This is a genomic window from Achromobacter spanius, from assembly GCF_002812705.1.
In the GTDB taxonomy this organism is placed as follows: domain Bacteria; phylum Pseudomonadota; class Gammaproteobacteria; order Burkholderiales; family Burkholderiaceae_B; genus Achromobacter; species Achromobacter spanius.
The window spans coordinates 5,469,736-5,496,350 of the sequence record NZ_CP025030.1 but is presented as its reverse complement, the minus strand read 5'-3'; the positions used below and the strand labels follow the sequence as shown (position 1 = coordinate 5,496,350).

The 26,615-nt window shown below is 63.3% G+C and carries 28 protein-coding genes and 1 tRNA gene; 20 read left to right on the top strand and 9 right to left on the bottom strand.

The genetic code is table 11. The features are described from left to right. Positions 1–45: 45 nt before the first annotated feature. Together CVS48_RS24960 and CVS48_RS24955 are read right to left on the bottom strand one after the other, a co-directional pair. Positions 46–1,503, bottom strand: a complete 1,458-nt coding sequence (locus tag CVS48_RS24960) for a ShlB/FhaC/HecB family hemolysin secretion/activation protein (protein ID WP_242001170.1) — start codon at positions 1,501–1,503, stop codon at positions 46–48. 554 nt (positions 1,504–2,057) lie between these two features. Beyond that, the gene (locus tag CVS48_RS24955; RefSeq protein ID WP_100856791.1) at positions 2,058–2,522 is read right to left on the bottom strand and encodes an Hpt domain-containing protein; all 465 of its coding nucleotides are present in this window, start codon (positions 2,520–2,522) and stop codon (positions 2,058–2,060) included. Positions 2,523–2,835: 313 nt separating this feature from the next. Between CVS48_RS24955 and CVS48_RS24950 the strand changes: the two genes are divergently transcribed. Continuing rightward, positions 2,836–3,537 carry a response regulator gene (locus tag CVS48_RS24950; RefSeq protein WP_050449782.1) on the top strand — a complete coding sequence of 234 codons (702 nt, stop codon included), beginning with the start codon at positions 2,836–2,838 and terminating at the stop codon, positions 3,535–3,537. Positions 3,538–3,627: 90 nt separating this feature from the next. On the opposite strand, the gene ggt is transcribed toward CVS48_RS24950, so the two are convergent. Then, positions 3,628–5,223 carry a gamma-glutamyltransferase gene (gene ggt / locus CVS48_RS24945; protein ID WP_100856790.1) on the bottom strand — a complete coding sequence of 532 codons (1,596 nt, stop codon included), beginning with the start codon at positions 5,221–5,223 and terminating at the stop codon, positions 3,628–3,630. Between the two features lie 24 nt (positions 5,224–5,247). Then, a complete protein-coding gene (locus CVS48_RS24940) occupies positions 5,248–6,246 on the bottom strand; it encodes a Bug family tripartite tricarboxylate transporter substrate binding protein (protein ID WP_100856789.1) in 999 nt (332 codons plus the stop codon). A gap of 214 nt (positions 6,247–6,460) precedes the next feature. On the opposite strand from CVS48_RS24940, the gene CVS48_RS24935 reads away from it, so the two are divergent. Continuing rightward, positions 6,461–7,117: a GntR family transcriptional regulator gene (locus tag CVS48_RS24935; protein ID WP_100856788.1), complete on the top strand. Its 657-nt coding sequence runs from the start codon at positions 6,461–6,463 to the stop codon at positions 7,115–7,117. 270 nt (positions 7,118–7,387) lie between these two features. Further along, positions 7,388–8,677: an MFS transporter gene (locus CVS48_RS24930; protein ID WP_100857847.1), complete on the top strand. Its 1,290-nt coding sequence runs from the start codon at positions 7,388–7,390 to the stop codon at positions 8,675–8,677. A gap of 62 nt (positions 8,678–8,739) precedes the next feature. Here CVS48_RS24930 and CVS48_RS24925 read toward each other — a convergent pair whose 3' ends face one another. Next, entirely contained in the window at positions 8,740–9,612 is an 873-nt protein-coding gene (locus CVS48_RS24925; protein WP_100856787.1) for an NAD(P)-dependent oxidoreductase, read from the bottom strand. A gap of 97 nt (positions 9,613–9,709) precedes the next feature. Here CVS48_RS24925 and CVS48_RS24920 point away from each other — a divergent pair, with 97 nt between their 5' ends. From CVS48_RS24920 to CVS48_RS24905, 4 genes are all read left to right on the top strand, one after another. Next, the gene (locus CVS48_RS24920) at positions 9,710–10,138 is read left to right on the top strand and encodes a PaaI family thioesterase (protein WP_100856786.1); all 429 of its coding nucleotides are present in this window, start codon (positions 9,710–9,712) and stop codon (positions 10,136–10,138) included. A gap of 105 nt (positions 10,139–10,243) precedes the next feature. After that, positions 10,244–11,425 (top strand): CaiB/BaiF CoA transferase family protein, encoded by a 1,182-nt coding sequence (locus CVS48_RS24915; protein ID WP_100856785.1) that lies wholly within the window; start codon positions 10,244–10,246, stop codon positions 11,423–11,425. A gap of 20 nt (positions 11,426–11,445) precedes the next feature. After that, the gene (locus tag CVS48_RS24910) at positions 11,446–12,420 is read left to right on the top strand and encodes a Bug family tripartite tricarboxylate transporter substrate binding protein (protein WP_100856784.1); all 975 of its coding nucleotides are present in this window, start codon (positions 11,446–11,448) and stop codon (positions 12,418–12,420) included. 11 nt (positions 12,421–12,431) lie between these two features. Then, on the top strand, positions 12,432–13,223 hold the full coding sequence (locus CVS48_RS24905; protein ID WP_100856783.1) for an enoyl-CoA hydratase: 792 nt from the start codon (positions 12,432–12,434) through the stop codon (positions 13,221–13,223). Between the two features lie 108 nt (positions 13,224–13,331). Here the strand turns inward: CVS48_RS24905 and CVS48_RS24900 are convergent, their stop codons facing one another. Beyond that, on the bottom strand, positions 13,332–14,246 hold the full coding sequence (locus CVS48_RS24900) for a LysR family transcriptional regulator (protein ID WP_100856782.1): 915 nt from the start codon (positions 14,244–14,246) through the stop codon (positions 13,332–13,334). 32 nt (positions 14,247–14,278) lie between these two features. Continuing rightward, positions 14,279–15,736: a cardiolipin synthase gene (gene cls, locus CVS48_RS24895; protein ID WP_100856781.1), complete on the bottom strand. Its 1,458-nt coding sequence runs from the start codon at positions 15,734–15,736 to the stop codon at positions 14,279–14,281. A gap of 223 nt (positions 15,737–15,959) precedes the next feature. Between cls and CVS48_RS24890 the strand changes: the two genes are divergently transcribed. Continuing rightward, positions 15,960–16,035: transfer RNA gene (locus CVS48_RS24890), tRNA-His, on the top strand. A gap of 482 nt (positions 16,036–16,517) precedes the next feature. Here CVS48_RS24890 and CVS48_RS24880 read toward each other — a convergent pair. Continuing rightward, complete coding sequence (locus CVS48_RS24880) at positions 16,518–18,254, bottom strand: class I SAM-dependent methyltransferase (protein WP_100856779.1); 1,737 nt, start codon at positions 18,252–18,254, stop codon at positions 16,518–16,520. A gap of 199 nt (positions 18,255–18,453) precedes the next feature. Between CVS48_RS24880 and CVS48_RS29510 the strand changes: the two genes are divergently transcribed. Then, complete coding sequence (locus tag CVS48_RS29510) at positions 18,454–18,999, top strand: lysozyme family protein (RefSeq protein WP_175121081.1); 546 nt, start codon at positions 18,454–18,456, stop codon at positions 18,997–18,999. Between the two features lie 249 nt (positions 19,000–19,248). Beyond that, positions 19,249–19,698 carry a PA2169 family four-helix-bundle protein gene (locus tag CVS48_RS24870; protein WP_100856778.1) on the top strand — a complete coding sequence of 150 codons (450 nt, stop codon included), beginning with the start codon at positions 19,249–19,251 and terminating at the stop codon, positions 19,696–19,698. A gap of 114 nt (positions 19,699–19,812) precedes the next feature. Here CVS48_RS24870 and CVS48_RS24865 read toward each other — a convergent pair whose 3' ends face one another. Next, entirely contained in the window at positions 19,813–20,886 is a 1,074-nt protein-coding gene (locus CVS48_RS24865; protein ID WP_100856777.1) for a S24 family peptidase, read from the bottom strand. Positions 20,887–20,957: 71 nt separating this feature from the next. Here CVS48_RS24865 and CVS48_RS24860 point away from each other — a divergent pair, with 71 nt between their 5' ends. The 10 genes from CVS48_RS24860 (at position 20,958) to CVS48_RS29440 (ending at position 26,613) form a co-directional block, all read left to right on the top strand. Further along, entirely contained in the window at positions 20,958–21,197 is a 240-nt protein-coding gene (locus tag CVS48_RS24860) for a transcriptional regulator (RefSeq protein WP_100856776.1), read from the top strand. Next, positions 21,194–22,042, top strand: coding sequence for a YdaU family protein (locus tag CVS48_RS24855; RefSeq protein ID WP_100856775.1), 849 nt, complete (start codon positions 21,194–21,196; stop codon positions 22,040–22,042). Before CVS48_RS24860 ends, CVS48_RS24855 begins: the two co-directional genes overlap by 4 nt. Beyond that, complete coding sequence (locus tag CVS48_RS24850; protein ID WP_100856774.1) at positions 22,029–22,712, top strand: hypothetical protein; 684 nt, start codon at positions 22,029–22,031, stop codon at positions 22,710–22,712. The genes CVS48_RS24855 and CVS48_RS24850 overlap by 14 nt, the downstream gene beginning before the upstream one ends. A 122-nt stretch (positions 22,713–22,834) precedes the next feature. After that, positions 22,835–23,227, top strand: a complete 393-nt coding sequence (locus CVS48_RS24845; protein WP_100856773.1) for a hypothetical protein — start codon at positions 22,835–22,837, stop codon at positions 23,225–23,227. Continuing rightward, a complete protein-coding gene (locus CVS48_RS24840; RefSeq protein ID WP_100856772.1) occupies positions 23,224–23,505 on the top strand; it encodes a hypothetical protein in 282 nt (93 codons plus the stop codon). Before CVS48_RS24845 ends, CVS48_RS24840 begins: the two co-directional genes overlap by 4 nt. A gap of 89 nt (positions 23,506–23,594) precedes the next feature. After that, on the top strand, positions 23,595–24,119 hold the full coding sequence (locus CVS48_RS24835) for a phage neck terminator protein (protein WP_100856771.1): 525 nt from the start codon (positions 23,595–23,597) through the stop codon (positions 24,117–24,119). Between the two features lie 62 nt (positions 24,120–24,181). Continuing rightward, entirely contained in the window at positions 24,182–25,540 is a 1,359-nt protein-coding gene (locus CVS48_RS24830) for a DUF3383 family protein (RefSeq protein WP_100856770.1), read from the top strand. Positions 25,541–25,553: 13 nt separating this feature from the next. Beyond that, entirely contained in the window at positions 25,554–25,982 is a 429-nt protein-coding gene (locus tag CVS48_RS24825) for a phage structural protein (RefSeq protein WP_100856769.1), read from the top strand. Continuing rightward, on the top strand, positions 25,982–26,467 hold the full coding sequence (locus CVS48_RS24820; protein ID WP_100856768.1) for a phage tail assembly chaperone: 486 nt from the start codon (positions 25,982–25,984) through the stop codon (positions 26,465–26,467). Before CVS48_RS24825 ends, CVS48_RS24820 begins: the two co-directional genes overlap by 1 nt. Beyond that, positions 26,464–26,613: a hypothetical protein gene (locus CVS48_RS29440; RefSeq protein WP_164741192.1), complete on the top strand. Its 150-nt coding sequence runs from the start codon at positions 26,464–26,466 to the stop codon at positions 26,611–26,613. Before CVS48_RS24820 ends, CVS48_RS29440 begins: the two co-directional genes overlap by 4 nt. The last annotated feature ends 2 nt before the right edge of the window (positions 26,614–26,615 follow it).

The following is a 26,615-nucleotide window of genomic DNA, read 5'->3' as shown; positions in this document are numbered from 1 at the left end:
GCGCCCGCACGCTTACCGGGCGCGGGCGCAGCGGGTGGGTAAGACTCAGAAGTAGCGGGTGGCCTGCACCCAGAACTGGGGTTGTCTGTCGTTCTTCGCGGTCTCTTTGCCTTGGCGCAAGGGCCAGGCAGCGCTGACGTTGACCACGTGTTGGGCACCGCCATGCGCGATGCCCACGCCGAATGCGCTTAAGGATTGGTGGTTGCGTTCGGATGTCCAGGCGCGTTTGTTCACCTGCACGGACCCCGTATCGACGAAGGCCGAGAATTGCAGGCCGGGCAGCGGCAGGTAACGCAGTTCGCCCGTGGCTTGCCAGCCTTGGTCGCCACTGGCGGCGCCCGATGCGTAGGCGCGCACGCCATAGGGGCCGCCCAGGCTGAACTTTTCAGCGCTGTCCAGGTTCTTGTTGGCCCATTGCGAGCGCACCCGTCCGTAAAGCTGCACGGGGCCGGCCACGCGCTGCAAGCGGCTCAAACTGAGGTTGACCACGCCGAAGCCGCCGGCCGCCTGCTTGGCAAACTTGTCGTCGCTCCGCTGCGTTTCGTCGCCAAAGCGCAGATTGCCCCGCGAAACCCCCAGGTAAACGCTGTTGCTGGCCCCGCCCCACAGCGAGTCGCGGGCGCTGGCGTTGATCGCGGCGGTCCATAGGCCGATACGTTGGGCACGTGTCAGGTTGAAGTAGTCGTAGCTATCCCGCAGGCGCTTGTGTTCGTACTGCAACGAGGCCTGGACATTGATGTCGCGGCTGCGCAGCAGGTTTTGCCGTACATAAAGGTGCGAGGTCTGCGCGCTGCCGTGGGCTTGCAGCACGGCAAACTCGCGGCCCAATTCATAGCGCATGTTGGACGCACCCATGCCGACGCGGGTCGACCATAAGCCAAGGGGAAGCTGGTAGTCCAACTGGTAATAGCGCTGTTCGCGGTCGCTGGACAGCAGGCGCGCGTCCAGTTGGTCGCCCAGGGCCAAGGGGCTGTTGAGGCTGGCCGCCAGGCTCAGGCGGTATTCGCCCGTGTAGGCCCCGCCAAAGTTGTCGGCGTCGATGCTGCCGGCAATCCAGGGCCCGGGCTCGGCGTTGACGACCAGGTCGGTTGTGCCCGCCTCGGCGCCCGCCCGTAACGTACCGGTCGCGACCACGCCGGGCAAGTCGTTCAGCAGCAGCAACGCCTGGTCCAGGCTACGGCCGTGTACCGCATCACCCGGATGCAAGGGTTCGAGCACGGGCGCAAGCACGCCATCGCGCGCGCGCGATGTGTTGTTCAGCACGACCTGGCCGTATGCCCCTTCCACGATGCGGATGCGAACCAGGCCGCCCTGGATTTCCTGCGCGGGCAGGTATGCACGCGCCAGCAGGTAGCCGTCATGCCGATAGTGTTCCGATAGTCGTTGCGCGGCGGCGCGCAAGCCGTTCAGGTCTTGCTCCGACCCAAGCAGATCGGCCAACAGGGCCTGTAGCGTGGCCTCGTCGTAAACCTGGTTGCCGTGCAATAGAAAGCCGTTGACCAAGACCCGGCTGTTTCTGGCGGCATCGGTTTCCGGGGTGTCCGCAGGGGCGCGTTGGGCCGGAACGTTCAGCGCCGGCGCCTCTGGAGCGGGGGGCGGCGCAGGGATCGTCGATTCCAGGTCGCGAAAGAAGCGGCCCGCGTCAGGGCGCCCCGCGTTAGGGCGGCCCGCGTCAGGGCGGCCCGCGTCATGGCGATTCGCGTTAGGGATTTGCGCCCAGGCTGGCTGAGCGCAAAGCAATAGCGCGCAAACGGAAAAGTGGCGAGCAGTCCGGTGAGCGATTCGGGGTGCGAGAAAGAAACGAGAAATTGCAAGCGCCGCAAAGCACCCGCGCGTATCGGGTTGCCGCGTATTCATTCTTATCATTCGATGTTGCCGGTGTGTTGTTGCCCGACACGACTGGCGCAGGCACTAGCTTCTGGCCGGTCACGGGCATAATCGAACGACTATACGGAGCGCAAAGTGGGCAAGCTCTATGAGGACTCTGAAAGTCCTATATGACGATTACGAATCGCGCATCGTCGTGGCACCTGGGCACGGCAGTGCCGCCGATGCTGCTATGGCGAACCTACGTCGTCAGCCATCTGCCGGCAGGAATCGCCGAACTCTTGCAGCGCCAGGTCTAGCTGCGCCACGATGGCGTCCAACGACAAGTCGTGGTTGTCCGGGTCCATGCAGGCGCCGCTCAACACCGAGCAGAGTCTGCTCAATTGCGCATCGCCCGTCATCTGGGCCGCCCCTTTGATGCGGTGTGCCAAGTGGCGCAGGGCGGCACGGTCGTCGTGGGCATGAAGCAGGCGCAGGCGTTGCAGGTCGACGTCATTGGCCTTGATGAAGGCGTTGGCCAAGGTACGGATGCGTGCGGGGTCCGCGCCGGTCAACTCGGTAACGGTGCGTGTGCGGCGTTCGTGTCGCAGGACGGGGGTATTGAGAGCGGCAAGTGCGGGGACTTCGTTATCACGGAGGAAAGCGCTGCGCTGGGGGGCGCCATGGGCGGTTTCTTCGGGGGCTTTTTTCTTCATGGGCTTGCTGACATGGCCTGTTGCGGGTACGCGTGTGTTGACGATAGTCGCGAAAGCAGGCTGGGCGTGAGAGGGATACGTCTGACTCGCGCCTGCGAAAGTTGCGCATGGGGTACTTTCGTAGTATTCCTATTCTCTTATTGGCCCTGGCGCAGCACTATATCGGTCTATCGATATAGTGGCTTCATAATAGCGAAATGCCCATGCAACCCATCCGATGAACAAAACAACTTGCTTGCAGCGGGCGCTATCTCCGGCATGCGAGGCAACGTGTTGCCCGGTGGGTCCCGATGTGGAAGAGGGAAATGCAACAATGTCATCACGATACATCCGCGTGATCGTCGCGGACGACCACCCCGCCGTGGCGCTTGGGGTCAGCTATGAACTAGGGCTGGACCCCGCCATCGATGTGATCGGATGCGCGGAGAACTCCACTGACTTGGTCGCGCGGCTGGAAACCCAGCACTGCGACGTCGTGGTGTCCGACTACACCATGCCCGGCGGTAAGTACGGAGACGGCCTGGGGCTGATCGCGCTGTTGCGGCGGCGGTATCCCGCGTTGCGCGTCGCGGTGTTGACCATGATCGACAACCCCACGCTGATCCGCGCCTTGCTGGCTTACGAAAACCTGTGCGTGCTCAGCAAGTCGGATTCAACCAGCCACATCATCAACGCCGTGCACGCCATGTACCAGGGCAAGACTTACTACTCGCCCACCATCAAGGACATGATCGTCAACCAGGCGTTCGTGCTGGGGCGTGGCCGGCTGACCAAGCGTGAAGCGGAAATCGTGCGCTTGTTCTGTGCAGGCGCCACAGTGACCGAAATATCCCAGATGTCGCACCGCAGCGTCCAGACGGTCAGCTCGCAGAAACGCAGCGCCATGAGAAAGCTGGGCATTGAACGCGACGCCGACTTGATCAAGTACGGCGCCGACGCGGTGCAAAGCCAATTGGGCGAAGGCGGCTTCCCGGCACTTCAGCGGCCGGACAAGACTGCCTGGAGCTTGGCCTGAAACGTTGACCTGAACCCCGGGTCTGAATCTCAGACCCGGACTTCAGAACCGGACTTCAGACCCGGACTTCGGGCCTGCCGCCACCCCGGCTTAAAACCCCACGGCCTGACCGTCGCGCCGTGAATCCGATGCCGCCACGTACCCACCCTGGGGCAGGCGGCATATCAATTGCGCCGAGCCGAATTCCAGGCTGTCGGCGGGTGCCACGGCCACGTTGTGGCCGCGATCGCGCAGCGTTTGCACCACGTCTTCCGGCAGGTGCGATTCCACATTCACCACCGGGCCCTTCTCCACACGGAAGCGGGGCGCGTCGCTCATGGCCTGCGGATTCTGGCCGAACGCGGCCAGGCGCGTGACCATCTGCAGATGCCCTTGCGCCTGCATGGAACCGCCCATCACTCCGAACGACATCAAGGGCTGTCCACCGCGCGTGACGAACGCGGGAATGATCGTATGCATGGGCTTCTTGCGCGGCGCCACCTGGTTGGCGTGACCCGGCGTCAGCACGAAGTTCAGGCCGCGGTTGTGCAGGCTGATACCCGTGCCGGGCACCACCACGCCGGAGCCGAAGCCGTGGTAGTTGGATTGGATGAACGACACCATGGTGCCGTTGGCATCGGCTGTGGTCAGATAGACGGTGCCGCCGGTGGCGGGCGTGCCGGCCGTGGGGATGCTGGCGCGGTCCATGGAAATCAGGCGCGCGCGCTCTGCCAGATAGGCGCGGTCCAGCAGCGCTTTCGCGTCCGTGCGCATGTGGCGCGGGTCGGCCACATGATGATGCAGGTCGGCGAACGCCAGCTTCATCGCTTCGATGCTGACGTGGTAGTAGTCGGCGCTGTCCACGCCCATGCCTTCCAGATCAAACTGTTCCAGCATGCCCAGCGCCATCAGTGCCGAAATGCCCTGGCCATTCGGCGGGATCTCGTGCAATTCAACGTCGCGGAACGATTGCGAAATGGGCGCGACCCATTCGGGGCGGTGTTCGGCCAGGTCGGCAGCGCTGAGCGCGCCGCCCGTCTGGCTGGCGAAGTCGGTGATCTTGCGCGCGAGCTCGCCCAGGTAGAAGCTGTCGCCGCCGCTTTCGGCAATGTCGCGCAGGGTCTTGCCCTGAGCGGGAAAACGCCACCATTCGCCCGCTTGAGGCGCGCGGCCTTCCGGTAGGAATGCCTCGGCAAAGCCGGGCTCGTGCGCCAGCTTGGGCGCTTGCGTCGCCCATTGCCGTGCGATGGTGGGCGATACGGGGAAGCCTTCTTCGGCATAGGCAATGGCGGGTTCGAACAGCTTGGCGAAGGGCAGCTTGCCAAAGCGTTCGGACAGCGCTTTCCAGCCGGCCACCTGGCCGGGCACGGTCACCGTGCCCCAGCCTGTGCCGGGCATGGCGTCGCGGCCATTGAAGTACTCGGGCGTCCAGGCGGCCGGCGCGCAGCCGCTGGAGTTCAAGCCATGCAGGCGCCCGTCGTGCCAGACCAGCGCGAACATGTCGCCGCCGATGCCGTTCATGACGGGTTCGACAACGGTCAAGGCAATGGCGGTGGCAATGGCGCTGTCAACGGCATTGCCACCGGCCAGCAGCATGCGTAGCCCCGCCTGCGCGGCCAGCGGTTGGCTGGTCGCGACCGCGTTGGCGGCCAGGACCGGCATTTTTCGGGAAGCGTACGGAAAAGACCAATCGAAGGAGGGGGACATGGATGCTGGGACTCGTGGAAAGGATTACTGCGCGGTGATGCCGGCTTGGTCGATCAACTGCTTGGTGCGCGGGATCTCGGCCTTGATGAAGGCCGCGAATTCCTCGCGGCTGCCGCCACGCGGCTCCGCGCCGGCTTCCGCCAGCTTACCGCGCAATGCCGGGTCGGCCAGCACCTTGTTCACGGCGCGGTTGAGCTTGTCGAGGATGGGCGCGGGCGTGCCTTCGGGCGCCACCAGGCCATACCAGGGGGCGATGTCGTAGCCGGCATACCCTTGTTCCGCGATGGTGGGAATGTCCGGCGCCAGCGCTGAACGCTGCGAATTCGACATGCCCAGCGCCAGCAGTGCGCCGCTCTTGGCTTGGGGCAGGCCCGTCATGATGGTGTCGAAGTACATGGACACCTGGCCCGAGAGCAGGGCGGGGATGGCTTCGCCCGCGCCCTTGTAGGGCACGTGCAGGATATCGATGCCGGCAACGGACTTCAGCATCTCACCCGCCAGGTGCGAGGTGGTGCCGGTGCCAAACGACGCATAGGTCAGCTTGCCCGGATTGGCGCGCGCATAGGCGACCATTTCCGGCAGGGTCTTGAACGGCTGTTGCGGATTGGCCAGCAGGATGTTCGGGGTGTAGGCCACCAGGGACACCAGTTCGAAAGCGTCCGGGTCATAGGCCAGGCGCTTTTGCAGGAAGCGGTTGGTGACGACGGCGGCCGGGCCGCCCATCAGCAAGGTGTAGCCGTCGGGCGCCGAGCGTGCCACCGAGGCGCTGCCGATGGCCGCCGCGGCGCCCGGGCGGGCTTCCACGACGAAGGGTTGGCCCAGTTCATTGGACAACGCGGCGCCCAGTTGGCGCGTGATCAGGTCCGTGGCGGAGCCGGCCTGGAAAGGCACGACGATGCGCACGGGGTGTTGCGGCCAATCAGTGGCCGGAGCGGCGGCGGGTGCCGCGGCTTGTGCACCGGCTTGGGCGGTAACCGCCGCGGCGGCCAAGCCGGCCAGCGTCCGGATGAGACGAAATTTCATGGATTCCCCTTGATCGCGTGTTGAAAGTGACATGCCGCCGGGCGGGTCTGTGCCCGTTCCGGCGCGGACAGCCCGTAACGATGCCGTCCGGAGGCAATTAGACGGGAGCCGGCGCGCATGGACCATTAGTGTTTGCATCCATGGATCACTGGATCCAGTTTGTGTTATTTTTGCGTTTATCTATCATGGCGGCTTTCCAAGCCCGGGGACGACGATGCTGCAGTTTCAGAAGACAGCGATCAGCGCCGAAGACGAGGCGTACCTGCATTTGCAGCGCGAGATCCGCCTGGGCCGTTACGCGCCTGGCCAGCGCCTGGTGCCTGATGTCGTCGCCACTGAAATCGGTACAAGCCGCATGCCGGTTCGCGGTGCGTTGCGGCGGCTGGCCTCTGAAGGCCTGGTTGAAATCCGCGCCAATCGCGGCGCGGTGGTGCGCGGGCTGAACCAGCAGGAAATGCTGGAAGTGTTTGAAATGCGCTCGGTGCTTGAAGGGCTGGCCATGCGCAACGCCGTGCTGCACATGAACGCCGAACACGTGCGCCGCCTGACCAATATGCTGGAACAACTGGACCAAGGGTCCGGCGACTATCTGGACTGGACCACCGCCCACCGGGAATTCCACGAATACCTGTGCAGCTTCTGTCAGCAGCCGCGTTTACTGGGGCAGATCTCGGAGTTGCACTCCGTGGTGGAACCCTATATGCGCCTGTGGACGGCGCAACCGGGGCGTGTGCTGCGAGTGCGTGAATCGCATCAAGAACTGATCGATGCCTTGCAAACGCGCGACCCGGCGCGTTGCGAGGCGGCGATGCGCCAGCACGTGTTGAATACCGTGCCGGCCTTGCAGGCGTTTTTGGAAAAGAAGGCGTGATCGCGCGGTCGGCGCGAAACTCGCATCCATCGGGCACGACGCTGCCCGCTCACCGAACCGTTTTTCTGGCCGCGCGTCATTCCCGCTTATAGCCGGGAGTAATATGTCGCGTCCGGCCGGCCTATGGCCGCCGGCAAGAACACGCCCATTCGCGCTCCGTCCTTCTCCACCCCCGTGTCGACAGCGGATATTCGTCCGCGCCTCCCCTGCGGTGTCTGTAAGCCCTGGCGCGCGCGTGCGGCCAAAAAAGTGACATCGAGGAGAGGCATGTTGGACAAGCAAGAGTCGGGCGGCTGGTATTTCGGCTGGAACATCGTCGGCGCCGCCGCGGTGCTTACCCTGTTGACGGTGGGCCTGCGCATGGGCATCGGCCCGTTTTTCCTGCCGATGGCGGACGGCTTGGGATTTTCGCGCAGCCTGTTGTCGGGCATCGTGGCGGTAGGCATGCTTTGCTATGGCCTGGCCATGCCGCTGGCGGGGTATCTGGTCAGCGTGCGCGGCACGCGCTTCGTGCTGCTGACGGGCACGGCCATTGTGGTGGCGTCGTCGCTGTGGACGGTGTTTGCGCGCGGCCCCATTGAATTCCTGCTGTCCTTCGGCGTGGCGCTGTCGGTCGGCCTGGCCTTCACCAGCCCGGTTGCGCTGACGCCGATCATCAGCCGCTGGTTCACGCGCCAGCGCGGCATGGCGCTGTTCTTCCTGTCCACCGGTTCCATGGCGGGTATCGCCCTGATGACGCCGACGCTAACGTTCGCGATCTCGGCCGTGGGCTGGCAGGAAACGTTGCTGGCGTTTTCCGTGCTGTTCGCCTTGCTGACGGTGCCGGTCGCGCTGTTCGTGATGCGTGATGTGGCGCCCGAGCACACCGACCTGTTGCCGCATCAGATCGTTAAAGACAAAGCGCCCGCGAATGCGACCAAAGGCACCGCCACCGCCGCCGCCGCTATCAAAGCCCCCGCTCCCAACGTGCGCAACGCCCTGCGCACGCTGCCGTTCTGGCAGGTGGCGCTGGGCCTGTTCGCCTGTGGCTACAGCATGAACCTGCTGGGCACGCACGGCATGCCGATGTTGATGGACCACGGCTTTGACGCCACCACCAGTTCGCTGGGCATCGGCCTGATCGGCCTGGTCGCCATCTTCAGCACGCTGGTGCTGGGCCGCATGTCGGACCGGGTTGAACGGCGCAACATCCTGGCCGCCATCTATCTGGTGCGTGGCTTGGGGTTCTTTGCGTTGGTCATGGTGGGCGCGCACTGGGAGCTCTACGCCGCGGCCACGATCGGCGGCATCGTGTGGGCGGGCAGCATCGCCTTGTCGTCGGCCATTCTGGCAGACGTCTACGGAATCCGGCTGGTGGGCGTGCTGTACGGGCTGACCTATCTGGGCCACCAGGTTGGCGGCATGATCAGTTCCTGGCTGGGCGGCTGGGCCTTCGATACGTTCCACACGCACTGGGTCGCCTTCGGATCGGCGGGCGTGCTGTTGCTGCTGGCGGCGGCGATTTCATTGCGGTTGCCGGGACGCGACCTGGCGCGCGTGCCGGCAACCGTGGGGCGCTGACGCAGTGGTCTTTAACCCTGCGGTCTTTAAACCGGCGGTTTTTTACCCGCCGGTTTTTCCGCTTAGCGGTCTTTCAGCAGCGTCACCAGCTCAGGCACATAGCGTTCGCCGCCGCCTTGCGTGACGGCCTGGTCGAACGTGTGCTGCACGGCTGCGCCGATTTCACGCACGGCACCGGCTTCGGCCGCCATGGTGTTGTAGTAGGACAGGTCCTTCTGCGCGTTCGACATGAAAAAGCGCAGCGACGACGGGTCCTGCTCCAGCAGATACGGCTTGATGCGTTCCAACGCCACGCCACCGCCGCCGCCCTTGCTCAAGACTTCCGCGAACACGGCCGGGTCGATGTCCGAACGCAGCGCGCACGCCGCCGCTTCCGACAGCAGGGCAACCACCCCCAGCGACACATAGTTGTGCAGCAGCTTCATGCGATGCCCGGCGCCAATGGGGCCGGCGTGCGTGATGTTTTCGGCAAAGCAGGCCAGGATGGGCTTGCACTCTTCGAACAGCGCCGCGTCGCCACCCACCAGCAGATTCAACCGGCCTTCGGCGGCTTCCTTGGGCGTGCGCGTCATCGGAGCGTCCAGGAAGCGGCCGCCGGAATCGGTCACGGCTTGGGCCACTTTCACGGTGGACGACGGAATGGCCGTCGAGCAATCAATGATGACGGTGCCCGCGCGCAAACCTTGCAGCACGCCGCCTTCGGACAGCAGCACGGCTTCCACCTGCGGGCTGCCGGTCACGCACAGAATGATCACATCCGACTGGGCCGCCAACGCGGCGCCGCTTTCCACGCTGGTCGCGCCAGCGGCTTTCAGCGCATCCAGGGGCTGATTGCCCGGATGCTCAAGTACGGTCAGCGTATGACCATGCTTGACCAGATTGCTTGCAATGCCGTGGCCCATGAGGCCGATTCCAACCATGCCGACTTTCGCCATCTTCCACTGCTCCTGCCATGTGTAGGTGTGTTGTGGCGTAAATCTTACTCTTAGATTACTTTCAGCCATCTCATTCCAGCGCTTACGATTCCACACCATGACTGATTCCATCCCCGAGGGTTTTGCACTGTGGCGCCCCAGCAGCCGGTTCATGACGCATCTGGCCGACCTGGGCACCCTGTACCGGCGCGATGCCGACAGCGTGCTGGCCCTGCGCGTGAACGAGGCGCATACGAACATGCACGGCATGGCCCATGGCGGCCTGCTTGCCACGCTGGCCGATAGCGCTCTGGGGCACACCATTGCCCAGCAATTGCAGGTGTCCGTCGTAACGGTGCAGATGTCCGTGGAATACCTGAACGCGGTCAAGCCGGGCGACTGGCTGCAAGCGCACGTGCGCATCGACAAGCAAGGCCGGCGCTTGATCTACGCCAACTGCCTCTTGCAGGTAGAAGGGCGTGTCATGCTCAAAGCCAATGCGGTATTCGCCGTGCGCCCGGCGCCCACGCCCGCGTCGGACGGTTGATGGCACAGCTTTGAAACGCCACGAACGCAGCGTTCGAAACATTCAACTTCTCAGGGTTTAAGGCCGCGAACATACTTCTCCGAAAGCAGTTGAAACGGAGACGCTATGCTTCACAACGCCTTGCGCGGCATCCAAGTCGTGGACTTGTCGCGCATTCTTGCCGGCCCCTGGTGCACCCAGAACCTGGCTGATCTTGGCGCCGAGGTCATCAAGATTGAACACCCGGCGCGCGGCGACGATACGCGCGGGTGGGGCCCGCCCGACCTGCGATCCGACGACGGCGCCGCGGCCATGTCCGCCTATTTCATGGCGTGCAACCGGGGCAAGCAATCGGTTGCCATCGACTTCGCCTCGGAAGCGGGCGCGGCGCGCGTGCGTGAATTGGTTGCGCAGGCCGACATCCTGGTCGAAAACTACAAGGCAGGCGGGCTGCGCAAATACGGCTTGGACTATGACTCGCTTGCACGCATCAACCCGCGCCTGATCTACCTGTCCATTACCGGCTACGGCCAGTCCGGCCCCATGGCCGACAAGCCCGGCTATGACTACGTGTTCCAAGGCATGGGCGGGCTGATGAGCTACACCGGCCAGCCTGACGGCACGCCCGGCGCCGGCCCGCTGCGCACCGGGGTTGCCGTGGTTGACCTGATGACGGGCATGTACGCCACGTCCGCGGTCTTGGCCGCCCTGCGTCAGCGCGACCAGACGGGGCAGGGCATGCCATTGGATATCTGCCTGCTGGATGTAGCCGTGGCCCTTAACGCCAACCAGGGCGCCAACTGCCTGGTGTCCGGCGTGGCGCCCAAGCGCAGCGGCAACGCGCATCCCAACTGTGCGCCCTACGAAGTGTTCGCATGCGCCGATGGCCATTTGATCCTGGCGATTGGCAACGACGCCCAGTTTGCACGCTTTTGCACCGTGGTCGGGCATCCCGAATGGGCGCTTGATGCGCGCTACGCAACCAATAGCGCGCGCCTGTCCCACATGGACTGCTTGCGCACGCAGGTTGCGCAGGCCTTGGCGGCCGCGCCGCGCCGACACTGGACCGACGCCTTCGACGGCGCGGGCGTGCCATGGGGGCCGATCCACACGCTGGACGAAGTCTATGCGCATCCGCAAGTCCTGCATCGGCAACTGGTCCAGACCGCTACCCACCCCGTGCTGGGCGACATGCGGCTGGTGCGCAACCCGCTGTTGGCCGGCACGCCGGCCGATGCGCTGGGTGCGGCGCCGCCATTGCTGGGCGAACACACCGACGCTGTGCTGGGCAGTCCGGCCACGATTTGAACTACCCCGAGGAGACAACAATGACATCCATTAAAAAACTGCCGCTTGCGGTGCTGCTGGCTTGCCTGACCATCCCTGCGCTGGCCTCCGCCGAGTACCCCGACAAGCCCATCCGCCTTGTCGTGCCGTATGCCGTGGGCGGCACCACCGACATCATCGCGCGCGTCGTGGGCAACAAGCTGGGCGCGCAGTTGGGCCAGTCGGTCATCATTGAAAACAAGCCGGGCGCGGGCGGCAGCATCGGATCGGCCTACGCCGCCAAGCAACCCGCCGACGGCTACACCTTGGTGATGGCGGTAGAAAGCTCGCACGCCGTCAACCCCAACGTCTATGCCAAGAGCGCCTACGACCCCGTTCGCGACTTTGCTCCCATCAGCAACCTGGCCGACGTGCCCAACGTGCTGGTGGTGAACCCGGCGTTGCCCGCGCGGGACCTGGCGGGGTTTCTGGCGTTGCTGAAGGCCGATCCCAACAAATACGCCTTCGGCTCTTCCGGCAATGGCGGCTTGAGCCACATGAATGGCGAACTGTTCATGAAGACCACCGGCACGCGCATGCTGCACGTTCCCTACAAAGGGTTGGGCCCCGCGCTGAATGACCTGGTTGCCGGACAGGTGCAGGTGGTGTTCGACAATATTCCGTCGTCCTACCCCTTGATCCAGGCGCAACGCATCCGCCCCTTGGCGGTGGCGGCCAAGCAGCGGCTGAAGGTGTTGCCGGACGTGCCCACCTATGCCGAGGCCGGGCTGCCCGCCATGAGCAACCCGTCGTGGTTCGGCCTGGCCGCGCCGGCCGGCACGCCCGCGCCGGTGCTGGACAAGCTGAACGCGGCGGTGCGCCAGGCCTTGGCGGACCCGGCCACGGTGGACGCCATCGAACGGCAGGGCGCGGTGCCCAGCCCGATGTCGCGGGAGGACTTCGGCGCGTTGATCGCGCAGTCGAACAAGCACTGGCAGTCGGTGGTTGAAGACATTAAATTCGAAAAAATGCAGTAAGAGGAGCGCTTGTGAATACCAAGAATCTGTCCTTTCCCCATGCCGGCGTCCAGATCGACGCGGCCGGCATCGCCACCCTGACCATGCAGGAAGCCGGGGTGCTGAACATCTTGAGCACGCCCGTTATCGATGGCCTGCGTCTAGCGCTCACGCACTTGCGCGACGACGAATCGGTGCGCGTGCTGGTGCTGCGTGGCGCTGGCGACCGCGCCTTCGTGGCCGGCGCGGACATCGCCGAAATGGCAGCGCTGGACGAATCCAGCGCCCAGCGCTTCATCTCGAACTTGCGTGACCTGTGCAACGCCGTCCGGCACTTTCCCGTACCGGTGATTGCCCGCATCCCTGGCTGGTGCCTGGGCGGAGGGTTGGAGTTCGCCCTGGCGTGCGACTTGCGCATCAGCACCGACGAGGCAAAGTTCGGCATGCCCGAGGTCAAGGTCGGCATCCCGTCGGTGATCCATGCGGCGCTGATGCCAAGGTTGATCGGCGCGGCCAACAGCGCCTGGCTGCTGCTGACAGGGGAATTGATCGACGCGCGCCGTGCGCAGGACTGGGGGCTGGTGAATGCCGCCGTGCCGGCAGCGCAGTTGGACGACGAGGTGAACAAGCTGGCGCAAGGCTTTGCCGCGTTGGGGCCGGCGGCGTTGCGTCAGCAGAAGAAGTTGCTGCGCCGCTGGGAAACGATGTCGGTGGACGCGGCGATCGAGGACAGCGTCGCGGAATTCGGCGCGGCCTTCAACACCGGCGAACCGCAGAAGTTCATGAACGAATTCCTGGCCAGCAAGCGCGGCGGGAAGGGCTGATCAGAAGGTGATCAGGCGATGATCAGGCGTTGACCAGGCATTGATCAGGCATTGATCAGGCATTGATCAGGCATTGATTAATGCGTTGATCCAGGCGCGAGGGGGCGATCAATCCGCGCCGCGCGTCGCGGCAACGATCGGGTCGTCCAGCAGGTACTCGGCCACCTGCTCTACGAACGGTGACAGCGGTCCGTCGGCTTGCGTCACCAGCGTCAACTCACGCAGCGCCCAAGGTTCGCTGATGGCCACCGCCGCAATGCGCTGTTCGCGCAACGCGGTGGCGGCGATGCTGCGTGGCACCAGCGACACGCCCACTCCTGCCTCAACCATCGCCAGCACGGCGTCGAAGGTGTGCACGTGGATGCGCACCTTGGGCGTCTTGCCCGCCAGCTTGGCCATGTCGCGCAAGAAGATGTAGTTGCTGCTTGCGCGGCTCATGCAGACGAAATCCAGGTCCAGCACCGCCGGGAAGCGAATCGGTGAATGCTGCACCACAGGATGATTCAGCGGCGCCGCGATGATCAGTTCATCGATCGCATAGCGGACGGCTTGCACCCCGGCGGATTCGGCATGGCCGGCGAAGATGCCGATATCCGCTTCCTGCCCCGCGATGGCGGCCTCGATCGTGTTGCTGGAGCGCTCTTCCAGCAGGATGTTCACATTGGGGTTGGCCGACAGAAAGCGGCTCAGGCTGGGCACGATGAACCCGTTCAACGAACTGCTGTTGGCGAACAGCTTGACGCTGCCTTTCAGCCCGCTGGCAAAGCCGCTGACTTCACCGTGCATGCGCTCCACGCCGGCCAGCAGCGAGCGCACGTGTTTGAGCACAAACGCGCCTTCCGCCGTCAGCTCCATGCCGCGCGCCTCGCGCTTGAACAGCGGCACGCCCATCGCCAATTCCAGGTTCTTCAGCCGGTAGCTGGCGGACGAGGCGGTCAGGTGGACCGTATTGGCGCCGCCCGACAAGCTTTGCGCCTCGGCGATGGCAAGGAACAGGCGGAGGTCGGTGAGTTCGTAGCGCATCTTGCAAGATTACCGTGGCCGCTTTTGCTGCGTCAGAGATACGGCGTGGCCAGCCAGATGACCTTGTTGCGCAGCCGCTTGGCGAATGGCGTGCTGGTCAGGGTTTCCAGGGTTTCCGCTTTGGAATTCGCGATCAGCCCGTCGATCCGGTTGCCAATCCAGCGCGCCACGGTCGGGTCATAGATCTCGCTGTCCAGCTCAAAATTCAAGCGCAGGCTGCGCGGGTCCAGGTTCGAGGAACCCACGTAGGCCCAGGCGTCGTCCACCGTCATCAGCTTGGAATGGTCAAACGTGCCCAGCGCGCGCCACACGCGGCAGCCGGTGCGCACCACCTGGTCCAGTTGCGCGGACATGGCGTAGTCCACCAAGCGCAGGTTGTTCTTGTTGGGGATGACGATATCCACCTGAATGCCGCGCCGCGCGGCGGTGGCCAGCGCGCCGATCAGCGTCTGGTCAGGCAGAAAGTAGGGCGACTGGATGCGGACGTGGCGCTGCGCCACGGCCAACGCACCCAGCAAAATGTTGTGCGAACTGCCCAGTGCACGGTCCGGCCCCGACGGCACGCAACGCATCGGCACGTTGCCGGTGGGCGGCAGCGCGTGCGGATCGAACCAGGGGCGCGCCGGCAGCGATTCATGTGTCGTGAAATTCCAATCGTGCGCAAACACCGACATCAGCTGCGTCACGATCGGCCCTTCCACCCGGAAGTGCGTGTCGTGGTTGACGGCGTCGCCCGCCAGCGCGGTCACAAACGCCGCCCGCACGTTCATGCCGCCGGTAAAACCCACGCGCCCGTCTATCACCAGCACCTTGCGGTGGCTGCGCAGGTTGGCGTAGGGCATGCGCAACACCCCCAGCGGATTCGTCATGAAGCGCGCCACGGGCACGCCGCCGCGCGCCAGCATGCGCACGATGGGCGGACGCGAATACTTGGAGCCGATGGCGTCGATCAACACCCGCACCTGCACGCCCCGCGCCTGCGCCTCGATCAGTGCCTGCGCCATTTCGCGGCCGATCTCGTCGTTGTCGAAAATGTAGCTTTGCATCGCGATGGCGTGCTGCGCGTCGCGGATGGCTTGCATCATGGCCGGATACGCTTCATCGCCGCCCGCCAGCGGCTGCACCGCATTGCCGCCCAACAGCCGGAACCGGCTGACGCGGTCGCCCAGTATCTTCAGCGAGGCAAACTGCGGGCCGGACACCGCCGCCACGTCCACGGGCAAGGTGTCGACCTGCTCGGCGTCCACCACCATGGTTTCGTCCCGCAGTTGCGATACCCGCGTCTTGCGAATGCGGTTGATGCCCGCCACGAAATAGAACAGGGCGCCGAACAAGGGAGAAAACAGCGCCACCCCCACCCAGCCGATGGCCGCCCGGACGTCCTGCTTGGTCATCGCGGCATGCACCGCCGCGCCCGTCCCCGCCACGATGCTGACGGCAAACACCAGATGGGGCCAGTAATCGATCAAAATTGCGTGTATGCGATCCATAGCGATGACGTAAAAGTCAGCCTCCGGGGTTGAGCCATGCGGAAGGATAGCAAGGTGCGTGGCGTTGGCAATGGGGAGGAAAATAAGGGGCTTTTGACGGCCCCAAAAAATATGCTATAGTTCGGCCTCTTCGTTGCTGAGCTTCAGTTTGAAGCGCGGCGGCGGGGAAAAAGTAGTACTGAAAAGTAGTGCTGAAAAGCAATACACCAGTAGTACCCCAGAGGTGGCTGTAGCTCAGTTGGTAGAGTCCTGGATTGTGATTCCAGTTGTCGTGGGTTCGAGCCCCATCAGCCACCCCAAAGAATTTGTTGGAAATCAGCCGCTTATAGCGGCTTTTTTCTTGCCTGTCGTTTCTGTAATGGTGGCATGAACAGCGATTGGTGGCATCGGTCAGGCACTGCTCTTGATCTTCCCCACGCGCAGGCGGTTGTAAACGCGTCGGGTAGTCGCCGGGTTGGCGTGCGTTTCCGGGTTCTCTTCCCGCCGCACCAGCACAGTGACGTAATAGGCGCGGAGATCTTGGAAGGTAAACCGCTCTCGGCCAGGGACCTTGACCCAATCCACCATAATCTTCGACATAACGCCTTGAAGCACTGTTTAGTGCACGGCTGCCCGTTGCGGTTCGTGAACACAAACATGGACTCAGGGATGGCCGACTCGCCGTCAAGGCGCAAAGGCTCGTGTATATGGATTCGGCCTTTGAACGAGAGGCGGCGATTCTCAACTCACCAAGCCAAGACTGTCGAGGAAGTAAGCTCAATTGCCTAGTAGGCGATGCGCCCTAGACGCCCGCAAATCCGACAGGGAACTGATATCTCATATCCCGCTCGAAATTTTCCTCCTCTTGCTCTTCAGTGTTGGATGCCGTTGGACGCAGCCCTCCACGGAAGTAGATCCTGGCCAAGTTAGGAGCAATTGCGAGGTCATGATCGCCTGACAAAAATGGAAACGGTCCAGGTGATGGGCAAGACGATGGCGAAAAAAAACGCAGCCCGTTTGGGAATTGGGCCAAAAAGCGGCGCTGCTTCCATCGGTCTATAAGTCCATAGGACCGGTTCTCATAATGGGCATCGTCCACAAGAACGTGAACGGCATCGGGCGATGCATTGCTTGGACTGAAAATCTGGAATACCGACTGCCCCATCTTATCGCCGCGCACCACATATTCCACTGTGATATCGGGGTACAGGATATTTAGCATGCGCCATGTTTGGTAACTCAGAATGCCGTTCCCCCAAAGGGCGGCTTTGCAGGTGCCTTTAAGATAGCAATGCAAAGCGATTTCAGAGGCGAAGTCTGCAATGGCTAGGGCTTGATCATGGCGAGCACCGACGTTTTCGGCGTACCTAACAAAAGCGCCCACGCGCTCGTTGTTGGTGTGATGCTGCACGTTGGAGACACGAGCATCGCCCTTGGCCAACCAGAAGCCGAGCATGGTTCCTAGGCGCATCATTTTCAAGATCGTCGCGCCTTGTCCGCTTATCCAACGGGCTATTTCCGCGACGGTCTTATTGGCGAAGCCATCGTCTCCCACGATCCCCGAGCCGTTTGTCAGGAATGAAAGGTACATCGCGCCGTCTGTTTTCAACGATGCCAGACAGTTTTGAACGAACGCTGCGAAAGTGTCGTCAAGCTCTGTGGCAAATGCAAATGCACTGTTGTTGCGAACGGCGATCACGCTGAAGTGGTCTTCTGGATAGCACCACTGAAACATGTTGGCCAATCCCGGGGCCACGGATTCCGACAGCCATCGGCTGTCAGAGAAAGACGAGATGCGAAGGTCTGTTCCAACGGCTTCAGTTGCACCAGCACGCACCATGGCGCGCGTTAGGAATCCGGTATCGCATCCAATATCGAGTACGGGGTGTTTTGAGAGCGGCAAATTGAAGCCGCGGCTGACGGCTGAGAAGTACGCCGCATTTTGTAATTCGAGGTGGTCGTAATAGTCAGCCCCTGCATCTGTCTTACCCCTTAGCTTCGGACCATCCTCGTGCGTGCCCAAGATGGCCCCTACGCCGTACCCGATGAGTTCGTAGTAGGTGGGGAAGACAGGGTTGGGAAAGGGCTTGTCGAGAAGCAAATATGGCGCGCCGCCCGTCAGCTTCGCTTGTATGGCCGCCCAGTCAGTTTCGATGGGCTGGGTATGCAGAGTCAGCGACTCTACCAGCCAGGTGCCTTCATCAAGGACTATTGCTGGCTTTCCGTCGATGTCGAACAGAGTTCCGATGGCGTGATCGGACTTGACTGGGCTTCCCAAAGACTTGATCGTGATTCGAAAACCCAACACATATGCCGTAAACGGTGTGCAGCCGATGCCATCAATCGCACAGCCGGCTTCTTTGGAGATTCGATAGTGCTCTTGAAATAGTTGTTCAAGGTTCGGAATAAGCACAGGCACGCCGCTACAGATGGGAAATCTGTTCCCGGCGCGATCGAATAGTGCATCGCCCTCGAGGCGCAGCGCTGAGCGGTCGACCGGGGAGCGGAAATGCAGGGTGAATTTGTCGCCTTGAACCACTTTTGCCTCTTATGGGAAATATGGGTCATCTCGTTGCGGGATGATACTCGATTCCTTACAGGGTGCTGAATAGATCTTTATTTTGCGTCTATAGGGGACGCGCGATGTTGTCGCTTCAAAGGAAAGGCCATGGCTGACGAACATCTGTCCGATGCCTATCAAGTCACTGCACGCGCGCGTCGTGCAAATGGAGCAAGACATGGTCAACAACGCGGAAGCCACCGCCCGGAACACCGACTCTATCGAGACGCTCTGGCAGAACACGGGGGATATCTTCGATAGCTTCGCGGCGCTGGTCGGCGGGTTCATGGTCTGGCAGGGGCTGGGCCGGCTTGCGCGCCCGATCGAATACATCGCTACGGCGATCGCGGCCCCGCTAGCTGCGATGGCGGCGGTCAAGCGTAAGTTGCTTGTGGCGGCTGGCGCTGGATCGGTCGCCATTGTGAGCGTGCTGGTCACGCACTTCGAGCCGGGCAGGGTGCGCGGCAAGCCGTACATCGGCCCGGCGGGCGTTCTGACCGTGTGCGATGGTCACACGGGCACAGACATCAACCCCAAGCGGATCTATATGGATGCCGAGTGCGATGCAACGCGCGACGCCGATTTGGCCATTGCCGATCGGGCGGGGCGTGGAAGGCTAAGGGCTGGCGGTACGGTGCCGAGATTGCTGAGGCTAAGTCCGATGAGTCGGCCCGAGTCGCAGAGTCGTAGCGCCAAGCGCGCGAGATACTTGAGCGGCGCATGACCGAAATTGGGTTCGAGCCCCATCAGCCACCCCAAAGAATTTTGTGAAAAAGGCACTTACGCGAAAGCGAAGCGCCTTGTTTTTGTTTTTGGAGTTTCCAACAACATCCGAAATCCCGAGCTTTCCAAGTTACTCGGTCGAGCCGGCGCTTTTGATAACCCCCGTTCCCGTCAATTCCGGGAACGGAACTTGCTGTCGTCATGTTTCCCAAGCCGCCCACGCGGCTTGATAGATCCTAGGAGACCGGACATGGCTGACAACGTCATCAAGACACTGAACCACCTCATCGAAACCTCGAAGAACGGACAGAAGGGCTTTGAAGCCGCGGCCGATGACACGAAAAACCCTGAGCTGCAGCAGCTATTCAGGAACCGGGCGCAAGATTGCGCCGCGGGGGCCGCGGAGTTGCAAACCGTGATTGCGCAGTTGGGCGGCGTGCCTGAAGACAGCGGCACGGTTGCGGGCGCGGTGCATCGCGGGTGGACCAACTTGAAGGCCGCCGTGGCCGGTCGCACCGATCTGGCCATTTTGGAAGAGTGCGAGCGGGGTGAGGACGTGGCGAAGGCGGCCTATGCTGACGCGCTGAAGGAACCGCTGCCGGAAGAAATTCGCGTGATCGTGGAACGGCAGAATGCCGGCGTTGTGCGAAATCACGATCAGATCCGCGACCTGCGGAATCGCTACAAGGCCGCGAAGTAAGGAATGGCCGAGGCTACACCTACGAGCCCCCTGACGGTGTAGCCTCGGCGCAGCCCGCTCGCTTGGCGCGGCGATAAACGCGGAATGGTGAGCAGGGCGCCCCGCAGCGTACTCCTACAGCAAGCGCTCATCCACCCCATTGCGCAAGTCATAAGGCGACCACAAGATCCGCCCGACGATGCGAACCTCGCATCCGTCTTCTTTCTCAAGCGCAAAAGGCGCATAGGCCGGGTTCAAGGACTTGGCCAGCCAGCCGCCTTCGCGTTCGCGCGCGATGCACTTCACGATCATCTTGCCGCCATGGTTGATGGCGTAGACCGTGCGCGGGTCGATCTCGCGCGGGTCGGTGATGGGGTCTTCAAAAAACAGCATGGGCCCGCCGTTGCGTATCACGGGTTCCATGCTGTCGCCTTGCGCATACACGATCTTCATGCGGTTGATCGGCAGCTTGAACGATTCCAGAAAGGAACGGCGCAGCAGGATTTCGCCGATCTCGGTCTCGTGATAGTTCTCGATGCCGAGCCGGCCGGCGGCCAGGCGCACATCCAGCTCGGGGATGGGCATGAATTCCTGGTCGTTGGCGGAATAGCCCGCATGGGCGACGTGGCCGACATTGGCCGCGGTGCTGATGCGCAGCGCCTGCATGCGTTCGGCTTGATGCGTCGTGATGCCGTCCGGATCCCAGGGTGCTGCGGACACCGGCGCCATGGGAAATTCGTCTGCGATGGCGTCGATATTCAAAAGGGTGCCGCGTTTGGATTGCGGGGACTTGGATTGCGCGGCCGCCGCTTTGGTCTTGACGCCCATCTGGCCCAGCGCCAACAGCAGCGCGCCTTCCAGGCGCTTGAGCTGATCGTCGGCCAAGCCTTTGATAAGCGACTGTGGTACCGATGCGAAGGGCCATGCCACGTCAGTCGCCGGGGCGGCAAGGGGCGCCGCCGCCGATAGCGATGCGGCCTTCTTAGCTTCGGCCGCCAATCGCGGGCTGATCGCAGCCAGTGTGCAGCCAAACCCTTCGGCGTAAGCCATGGCCGCTTCAATCCCAATGGGACGGCGGCCGGTGATGTGCTGATAAATCATCGCCTGGCCGCCCTTCACGTGGTGGTCACGAGCAAAGGCCGCGCGGTTCACGCCTTCAAAGCGTGCGCGCAGCGCGGCGGCTTCCTCTTCGATAGTCCACATTTTCATATAGCAATGCTATGCAAATTAAACTATAGCATGGCTTGCTAATAAGCTGTAGCGTAGCTATAGTTTTGGTGATGAACCTACATGACTATTTCAATTGTGAGGGGGCCATTAGCGCTGCGGCGCTGGCTCGGCGCGTGGGGGTATCGCCCGCGCTGGTCTACCAGTGGCGCACCGGGCGCCGGCCGGTGCCGGTCAAGCACTGCGCTCTGATCGAGCTGGCCACATGCGGCTGGGTCACCCGGCGCGATTTGCGTCCCACGGATTGCATTCGAATCTGGCCGGAGCTGGCCGAAGGGCTGAAGGCGCAATGAACTACTACCCCCATCACATTGGCGATTTCAATAGCGCCACGCGGCACCTGACGCGCATCGAACGCAGCGTCTATCGCGATCTGATCGAACTCTATTACGACACCGAAGCCCCCTTGTGCGGGGACGTCGACAAACTCTGCCGCCTGTTGATTGCGCGGTCGGACGAAGAGCAGGCCGCGGTGGTGCAGGTGCTGGGCGAATTCTTCGTGGACACCGAGCAAGGCTGGCGGCATGCGCGTTGCGATGCCGAGATTGCCCGTTACCACGGCAACAAGGAAGCGAAGTCCGCGGCCGGCAAGGCCAGCGCGGCGAAACGGGCGCGGCAGGCTTGCCGGCAAGTGGAAGCAGCAGAGAAAGCGGCAGTGAAGGCGACGGTGGAAGGCGGGGCGGGCCAACAGCCGTTGAACACCCGTGCAACTAACCATGAACCAGAACCAGAACCAGGAACCCAAAGCCAGAAAGAAAAGGAACCCCGGTCGTGCCAGCGCACTCCAGGCTTTGACGCTACCGCCATTGCATTGCCTGAATGGCTGGACCGCGCCGATTGGACCAGTTGGGTAGCGGATCGCAAGGCCCGCAAGAAGCCGATCACGGAAGAGGGCGCGCGGCGGCAATTGCAACAGCTTGCGGGCTACCGCGCCGAGGGCATTGCCGCGTGCGAGGTCATCGCCCACAGCATCGCCAGCGGCTATCTCGGCCTGTATCCACCGCGTCACATACCGCGCGCCACCGCAAGCAGCCGCGTACGGCAACGCGCCGACTGGTCATCTGAACTGCGCAGCGTGTTGGCCGAAGGCCGGGGGCGTGGCGAGATCGACATGGGGGTGATCGATGCAAGTCGCTGAATCATCCGCCAGCCTGGGCGCGCTGGTCGTCAATGAAATGCACCTGCTGTATGGCGCCAAGTTCGCGCAGCAATGGGAAGGCCTGACGCCGCGCGAGTTGAAGGATTCCTGGAATCAAAAGTTGTCGGGCCTGACCGAGGCGCAAGTCAGGCGGGGGCTGACGGCGTGCCTGACGCGAGAGTGGCCGCCCACGCTGCCCGAGTTTCTGAAGCTGTGTTGCCCCTGGCTGATTCCCGAGCTGGCCTATCACGAAGCCGTGCGCGGCGTGTCGGCGCGGCGGCGTGGAGAGACCGGCGATTGGTCACACCCCGCGGTGTACTGGGCAGCAGTTGGCGTCAGCACGGTGGATTTGCTCAACAGCAACTACGGCGCCATCAAAACGCGCTGGGAAAGGACCTTGACCGAGGAGCTGAGCCGAGGCGCGTGGCCCGACATTCCGCCACCGCGCGCGGCACTGCCCGCGCCAGGCCAGACGCTGGCCACGCGCGCACAAGCAGAAGCCGCGCTGAAAAAGATGGGGGCGGGAAAGCTGTTGGAGCCGCGCAGCCGGTCGCATCGCGAATGGATTGATCGATGGGAGGCGCGCATCGCGCTGGGCGGTCACCCCACCAAGGCCATCGCCGAGATGCTGACGCACGCCAGGCACACCACCAAGCCGGAGGGCGCATGACACGGGTACACGAACCGAGACACCAATCCGGACACCTACCCGGACACGAAGCGGGACAGCCAGGCGGTTACGCCATCTGCAAACAAGCACGAGGCAACAAGACAATGGAAGCAAGGGCAAGCATGCAAGCAGGCTTACCGCGTTGGGTGGAAGACGAAATCCGCAATTGGGCAAGATCACAATGGGAAGGCGACTGGCCGGGCCCGCGCCGCATGGCGCAAGAAGCGCCCGACCTGTGCGCGTTTCCGCCGCTGCCGGGTCACGATGATGACGATGAGCCGCTGCGCATTCCGGTGAATCACGAACGCGCGCGCCGTGTGCATGCCCTGTATGAAGCGTTGCCGCTGGTCGAGCGGCGCGTGGTGCAGGCGGAAACCACGCGTCGCGCCGACTACGGGGACCTGCCCGCGCATCTGCGCCAGGAAAAAGCCTGCCGCGCCATCGGCGTCACGCTGCCTTACTACAAGGTGGCGCTGGGCAGTTTCAAGCAACAGGTCTGGAGGGAATTCAAATGAAGTACGCACACGAGGTCATTGATCTGCTGGCGGCGTACCCGGGCCGTGAATTCAGAATGGCCGAGATATTGCGGCACGTCAGTCGGGGCATGCCGTTGACGCCCGCTTCGCAAGAGGCCATGCGGCGCGGCGCACGCCGGGTGCTGGACCATTTGCTGGATGCCGGCCACGTGCATCGTTGCGGCGGCAATACAAAATCCGCCACCTATGCGTGGTCGGAATTGGGACACGCACTTCATAAAAACCCTGCGCATTTGGGACCGGATTTGAGACAATAGCCGCGGGACATTGCGCCCACACGAAACGCAGCCCGCCAACCTTCAACGGTTCGCGGGCTTTGTTTTTTCCGAACCCTTCAATAGCCGACATGACGCCCGACAACGCAATCCTTACGCTGCTAAGCGCCGCTGCCGGCGGCGTGCCGGTGGTGCTTTCCGACGACGCTGAAGCGTTCCCGCCGTCGCCCTATATCGCCATGGCTGTGCGCTGGGTAGAGGCGGGGCCTGCCGAGACGGGCCGCGTCGATGACGACGGCAACCAGCCGGTGCACGACCATCGCGATGCCACCGTCGAACTGCGCAGCGTGGGCGTGGATGCCTATCGCGCGTTGGACAAGATGGGCCTGGTCTTGCGCCATCCCGCTTATGAAGAACAAGCCGAAGCGCTGGGCCTGGCCTTGTTTCAGGCTGGCCGCATACAGCGCGTGGCGCCCGACAGCGCCGGCGCGGCAAGCGAGCGGCTGGGCGTGCTTGAACTGGGCATCCGCTACGCGCAGACCTATACCGATTTTGTCGGCGTCATTGAAACGGTGACCGGCACGATCTCGACCACGGGCGGCGCCACGCCTGCCCTGGAAACTTCTTTCTCCGCGAAGACCGACCCGGCGCAGTAGCGCCGCAGGCCTTCTTAACGTAGTCCCCGCCGCCTTTGGGCGGTTTTTTTTTGGAGCCGCAAATGGCAAAAATCGACCGGATCGTCAATGTGGCGATCTCGCTGAACACCACGGCGATCAAGGAGCAGAACTTCTCTGACCTCCTGATCCTTGGCGCGCACGCCCTGGCCGTCAACCGCATTCTGGCGTTGACCGAGCCGGGCGAGCTGTTGGACATGGGCATGGCGCCGACCGATCCGCTTTACATCGCCGTGCGCGATGCGTTCAAGCAGATTCCGACGGTGGCGCGCATTTTCGTGGGCCGCCGTCAGGTGGATGTCTCCCGCGTGACCGTCACGCGCGCCGCCGTGTCGGATTACCTGGTTTCGCTGTCGTGGCGCGATGCGCAAGGCGTGGTGCAGAAGGTTGACGCGGTGGCTTCGGGCCTGGCCGACAGCACGCCTCAGACCCTTGCCACCGCCTTGGCCGCCGCCATCGCCGACACCGACGCACCCGTGACGGCAGCCGCCACGGGCGCCGATGTCACGGTAACCGCTGCTGAGACCGGCCAAGCCGTAGCCATCGCCGTGAAGGGCAACCTGCAACTGGCTGCGCCGGTCAGCACGGAAACCCCGTCGGACGCGTTGAACGCCTGCTTGCGCGAAAACGGCGACTGGTACGGCGTGTCCTTGGCCAGCCGTGCCGAAGCCGACGTGCTGGACGCCGCCGAGTGGGTGGAATCGAACGAGCGCCTGTTCGGCGTGTCCAGCGCCCAGGCCGGCATCATCGATGCCGCCACGTCCAACGACATCGCATCCCAGTGCCAGCAGAAGCAGTTCTTCCGCACCCATGTCTGGTACCACGGCCAGGCCGCCAGCGAAGCGCTGGACGCCGCCGTCGCCGCCAACCGCTTCACCTTCTATCCGGGTGGCGAGACGTGGGCCAACACGCGGCTCTCGGGCGTCAGCTATGACAGCCTGACCGAAGGCCAGGCACTGGCCGCGCACGCCAAGAACGCCAACACCTTCGAGCAGATGCGCAACTTTGCCGTGACGCAGAACGGCAAGGTCGCGGCGGGCGAGTGGATCGATGTGATTCGTGGCCGTGACTGGTTGGCCGAGCAAGTGAAGATCAACGTTGCGTCGCAACTGATCAACGCCAACGGCAAGGTGCCGTACACCGACGCCGGCATCCAGGTGCTGGTCAACGGTATCCGCCAGGCGCTGCTGCTGGGCCAGAGCCGGGGCCTGGTCGCGCCCGATGAAATCGATGACGCGGGCCGCAAGATTCCCGGCTTTGTCATCAACGTGCCGCGCGCGGCGAGCGTGTCGACGAACGACAAAGCCAACCGCATCCTGCGCGACCTGAGCTTCAGCGCCCGCCTTGCCGGCGCCATCCATGTTGCCGAAATCAAGGGCAACCTCACCTACCAACAACTGTAATCGGGGCCTATCCATGTCTGTCAAAACCTATGCACCCAACCAGGTGAAGATCGTGATGGGCGCGCTGCCCATCTCGGGTCTTGCCGAAGACACCTTTGTCACCGTCACCGAGATCGGCGAAGGCATCGCCTCTGTCGTCGGGGTCGACGGCGAGGTGGCGCGCTCGATGTCGCGCGATTCGCGCTTGCGCATCACGCTGACGCTGATGCAGACCAGCGCCAGCAACGCCGCGCTGACCGCGCTGCACCAGGCCGACCGCGCCACCGACGGCAACGGCGCCGTGCCGGTGTCGGTGACCGACCTGCGCGGCACGTCGCTGCACGCCTCGGATTCGGCGTGGATCGTCAAGATGCCCGACGCCGGCTACGGCGCCAAGGTGGGCAGCCGCGAATGGACGATCGAGACCGGCCCGGCCATCAACGTGATCGGGGGCAACACCTGATGAGCGCCGTCAAGGAAGTGACCATCGGCACGACCATCTTCCGGATCTCTCGGTTTGATCCGTTCCGCCAGTTGAAGCTGCTGGGCGATCTGCAAAAGGAAGTGCTGCCGGCCGCCGGCTCGATGCTGAGCTCGGTGTTCAACCTGGAAGGCGCCGGCGAAGGCCGCGATGAAAGCGCGATGCTGAACGCGTTCCGGGAACTGTCCGCCAAGCTGGGCGGCGACGCCCTGGGCGGTTGGGCCGAGCGTCTGGTCGACCCGGAGCTGGTCAGTTTCGAGCTGGCCGGCCGCGAGCCGCAGAAGCTGACCTCGGCCCATCGCGGCCTGGCGTTTGTCGACTACGCCGAAATCCTGGAGCTGTTGTTCCACATTCTTGAGCACAACTTCGCCGGCCCTTTGGCGCGTTGGGCCGGCCGCTTTGGTCCGGCCCGCGCGAAGCTGGCGAGCCTGTCGGGCGGTTCGACGCAGGCTTCGAAAGAGAGTTGATCATCTGGCGGCCCATCCTGGCCCGCCATGTCAGCCTGGACGCCGCCAAGCGCGGCGACATCGATCTGCTGGACATCCTGAAGCTCAATGCGCTGATGGATGCCCAGCAGGCCGCGCAGGCTGCGGCAGATAACAAGGCGAGGTAACG

Bases quoted from the DNA above. Each gene is read 5' to 3' on its own strand.
- CVS48_RS24955 (WP_100856791.1), bottom strand. From the start codon at position 2,522: ATGAAGAAAAAAGCCCCCGAAGAAACCGCCCATGGCGCCCCCCAGCGC.
- CVS48_RS24950 (WP_050449782.1), top strand. From the start codon at position 2,836: ATGTCATCACGATACATCCGCGTGATCGTCGCGGACGACCACCCCGCC.
- ggt (WP_100856790.1), bottom strand. From the start codon at position 5,223: ATGTCCCCCTCCTTCGATTGGTCTTTTCCGTACGCTTCCCGAAAAATG.
- CVS48_RS24940 (WP_100856789.1), bottom strand. From the start codon at position 6,246: ATGAAATTTCGTCTCATCCGGACGCTGGCCGGCTTGGCCGCCGCGGCG.
- CVS48_RS24935 (WP_100856788.1), top strand. From the start codon at position 6,461: ATGCTGCAGTTTCAGAAGACAGCGATCAGCGCCGAAGACGAGGCGTAC.
- CVS48_RS24925 (WP_100856787.1), bottom strand. From the start codon at position 9,612: ATGGCGAAAGTCGGCATGGTTGGAATCGGCCTCATGGGCCACGGCATT.
- CVS48_RS24920 (WP_100856786.1), top strand. From the start codon at position 9,710: ATGACTGATTCCATCCCCGAGGGTTTTGCACTGTGGCGCCCCAGCAGC.
- CVS48_RS24915 (WP_100856785.1), top strand. From the start codon at position 10,244: ATGCTTCACAACGCCTTGCGCGGCATCCAAGTCGTGGACTTGTCGCGC.
- CVS48_RS24910 (WP_100856784.1), top strand. From the start codon at position 11,446: ATGACATCCATTAAAAAACTGCCGCTTGCGGTGCTGCTGGCTTGCCTG.
- CVS48_RS24900 (WP_100856782.1), bottom strand. From the start codon at position 14,246: ATGCGCTACGAACTCACCGACCTCCGCCTGTTCCTTGCCATCGCCGAG.
- cls (WP_100856781.1), bottom strand. From the start codon at position 15,736: ATGGATCGCATACACGCAATTTTGATCGATTACTGGCCCCATCTGGTG.
- CVS48_RS29510 (WP_175121081.1), top strand. From the start codon at position 18,454: ATGGTCAACAACGCGGAAGCCACCGCCCGGAACACCGACTCTATCGAG.
- CVS48_RS24870 (WP_100856778.1), top strand. From the start codon at position 19,249: ATGGCTGACAACGTCATCAAGACACTGAACCACCTCATCGAAACCTCG.
- CVS48_RS24865 (WP_100856777.1), bottom strand. From the start codon at position 20,886: ATGAAAATGTGGACTATCGAAGAGGAAGCCGCCGCGCTGCGCGCACGC.
- CVS48_RS24860 (WP_100856776.1), top strand. From the start codon at position 20,958: ATGAACCTACATGACTATTTCAATTGTGAGGGGGCCATTAGCGCTGCG.
- CVS48_RS24855 (WP_100856775.1), top strand. From the start codon at position 21,194: ATGAACTACTACCCCCATCACATTGGCGATTTCAATAGCGCCACGCGG.
- CVS48_RS24850 (WP_100856774.1), top strand. From the start codon at position 22,029: ATGCAAGTCGCTGAATCATCCGCCAGCCTGGGCGCGCTGGTCGTCAAT.
- CVS48_RS24845 (WP_100856773.1), top strand. From the start codon at position 22,835: ATGCAAGCAGGCTTACCGCGTTGGGTGGAAGACGAAATCCGCAATTGG.
- CVS48_RS24840 (WP_100856772.1), top strand. From the start codon at position 23,224: ATGAAGTACGCACACGAGGTCATTGATCTGCTGGCGGCGTACCCGGGC.
- CVS48_RS24835 (WP_100856771.1), top strand. From the start codon at position 23,595: ATGACGCCCGACAACGCAATCCTTACGCTGCTAAGCGCCGCTGCCGGC.
- CVS48_RS24830 (WP_100856770.1), top strand. From the start codon at position 24,182: ATGGCAAAAATCGACCGGATCGTCAATGTGGCGATCTCGCTGAACACC.
- CVS48_RS24825 (WP_100856769.1), top strand. From the start codon at position 25,554: ATGTCTGTCAAAACCTATGCACCCAACCAGGTGAAGATCGTGATGGGC.
- CVS48_RS24820 (WP_100856768.1), top strand. From the start codon at position 25,982: ATGAGCGCCGTCAAGGAAGTGACCATCGGCACGACCATCTTCCGGATC.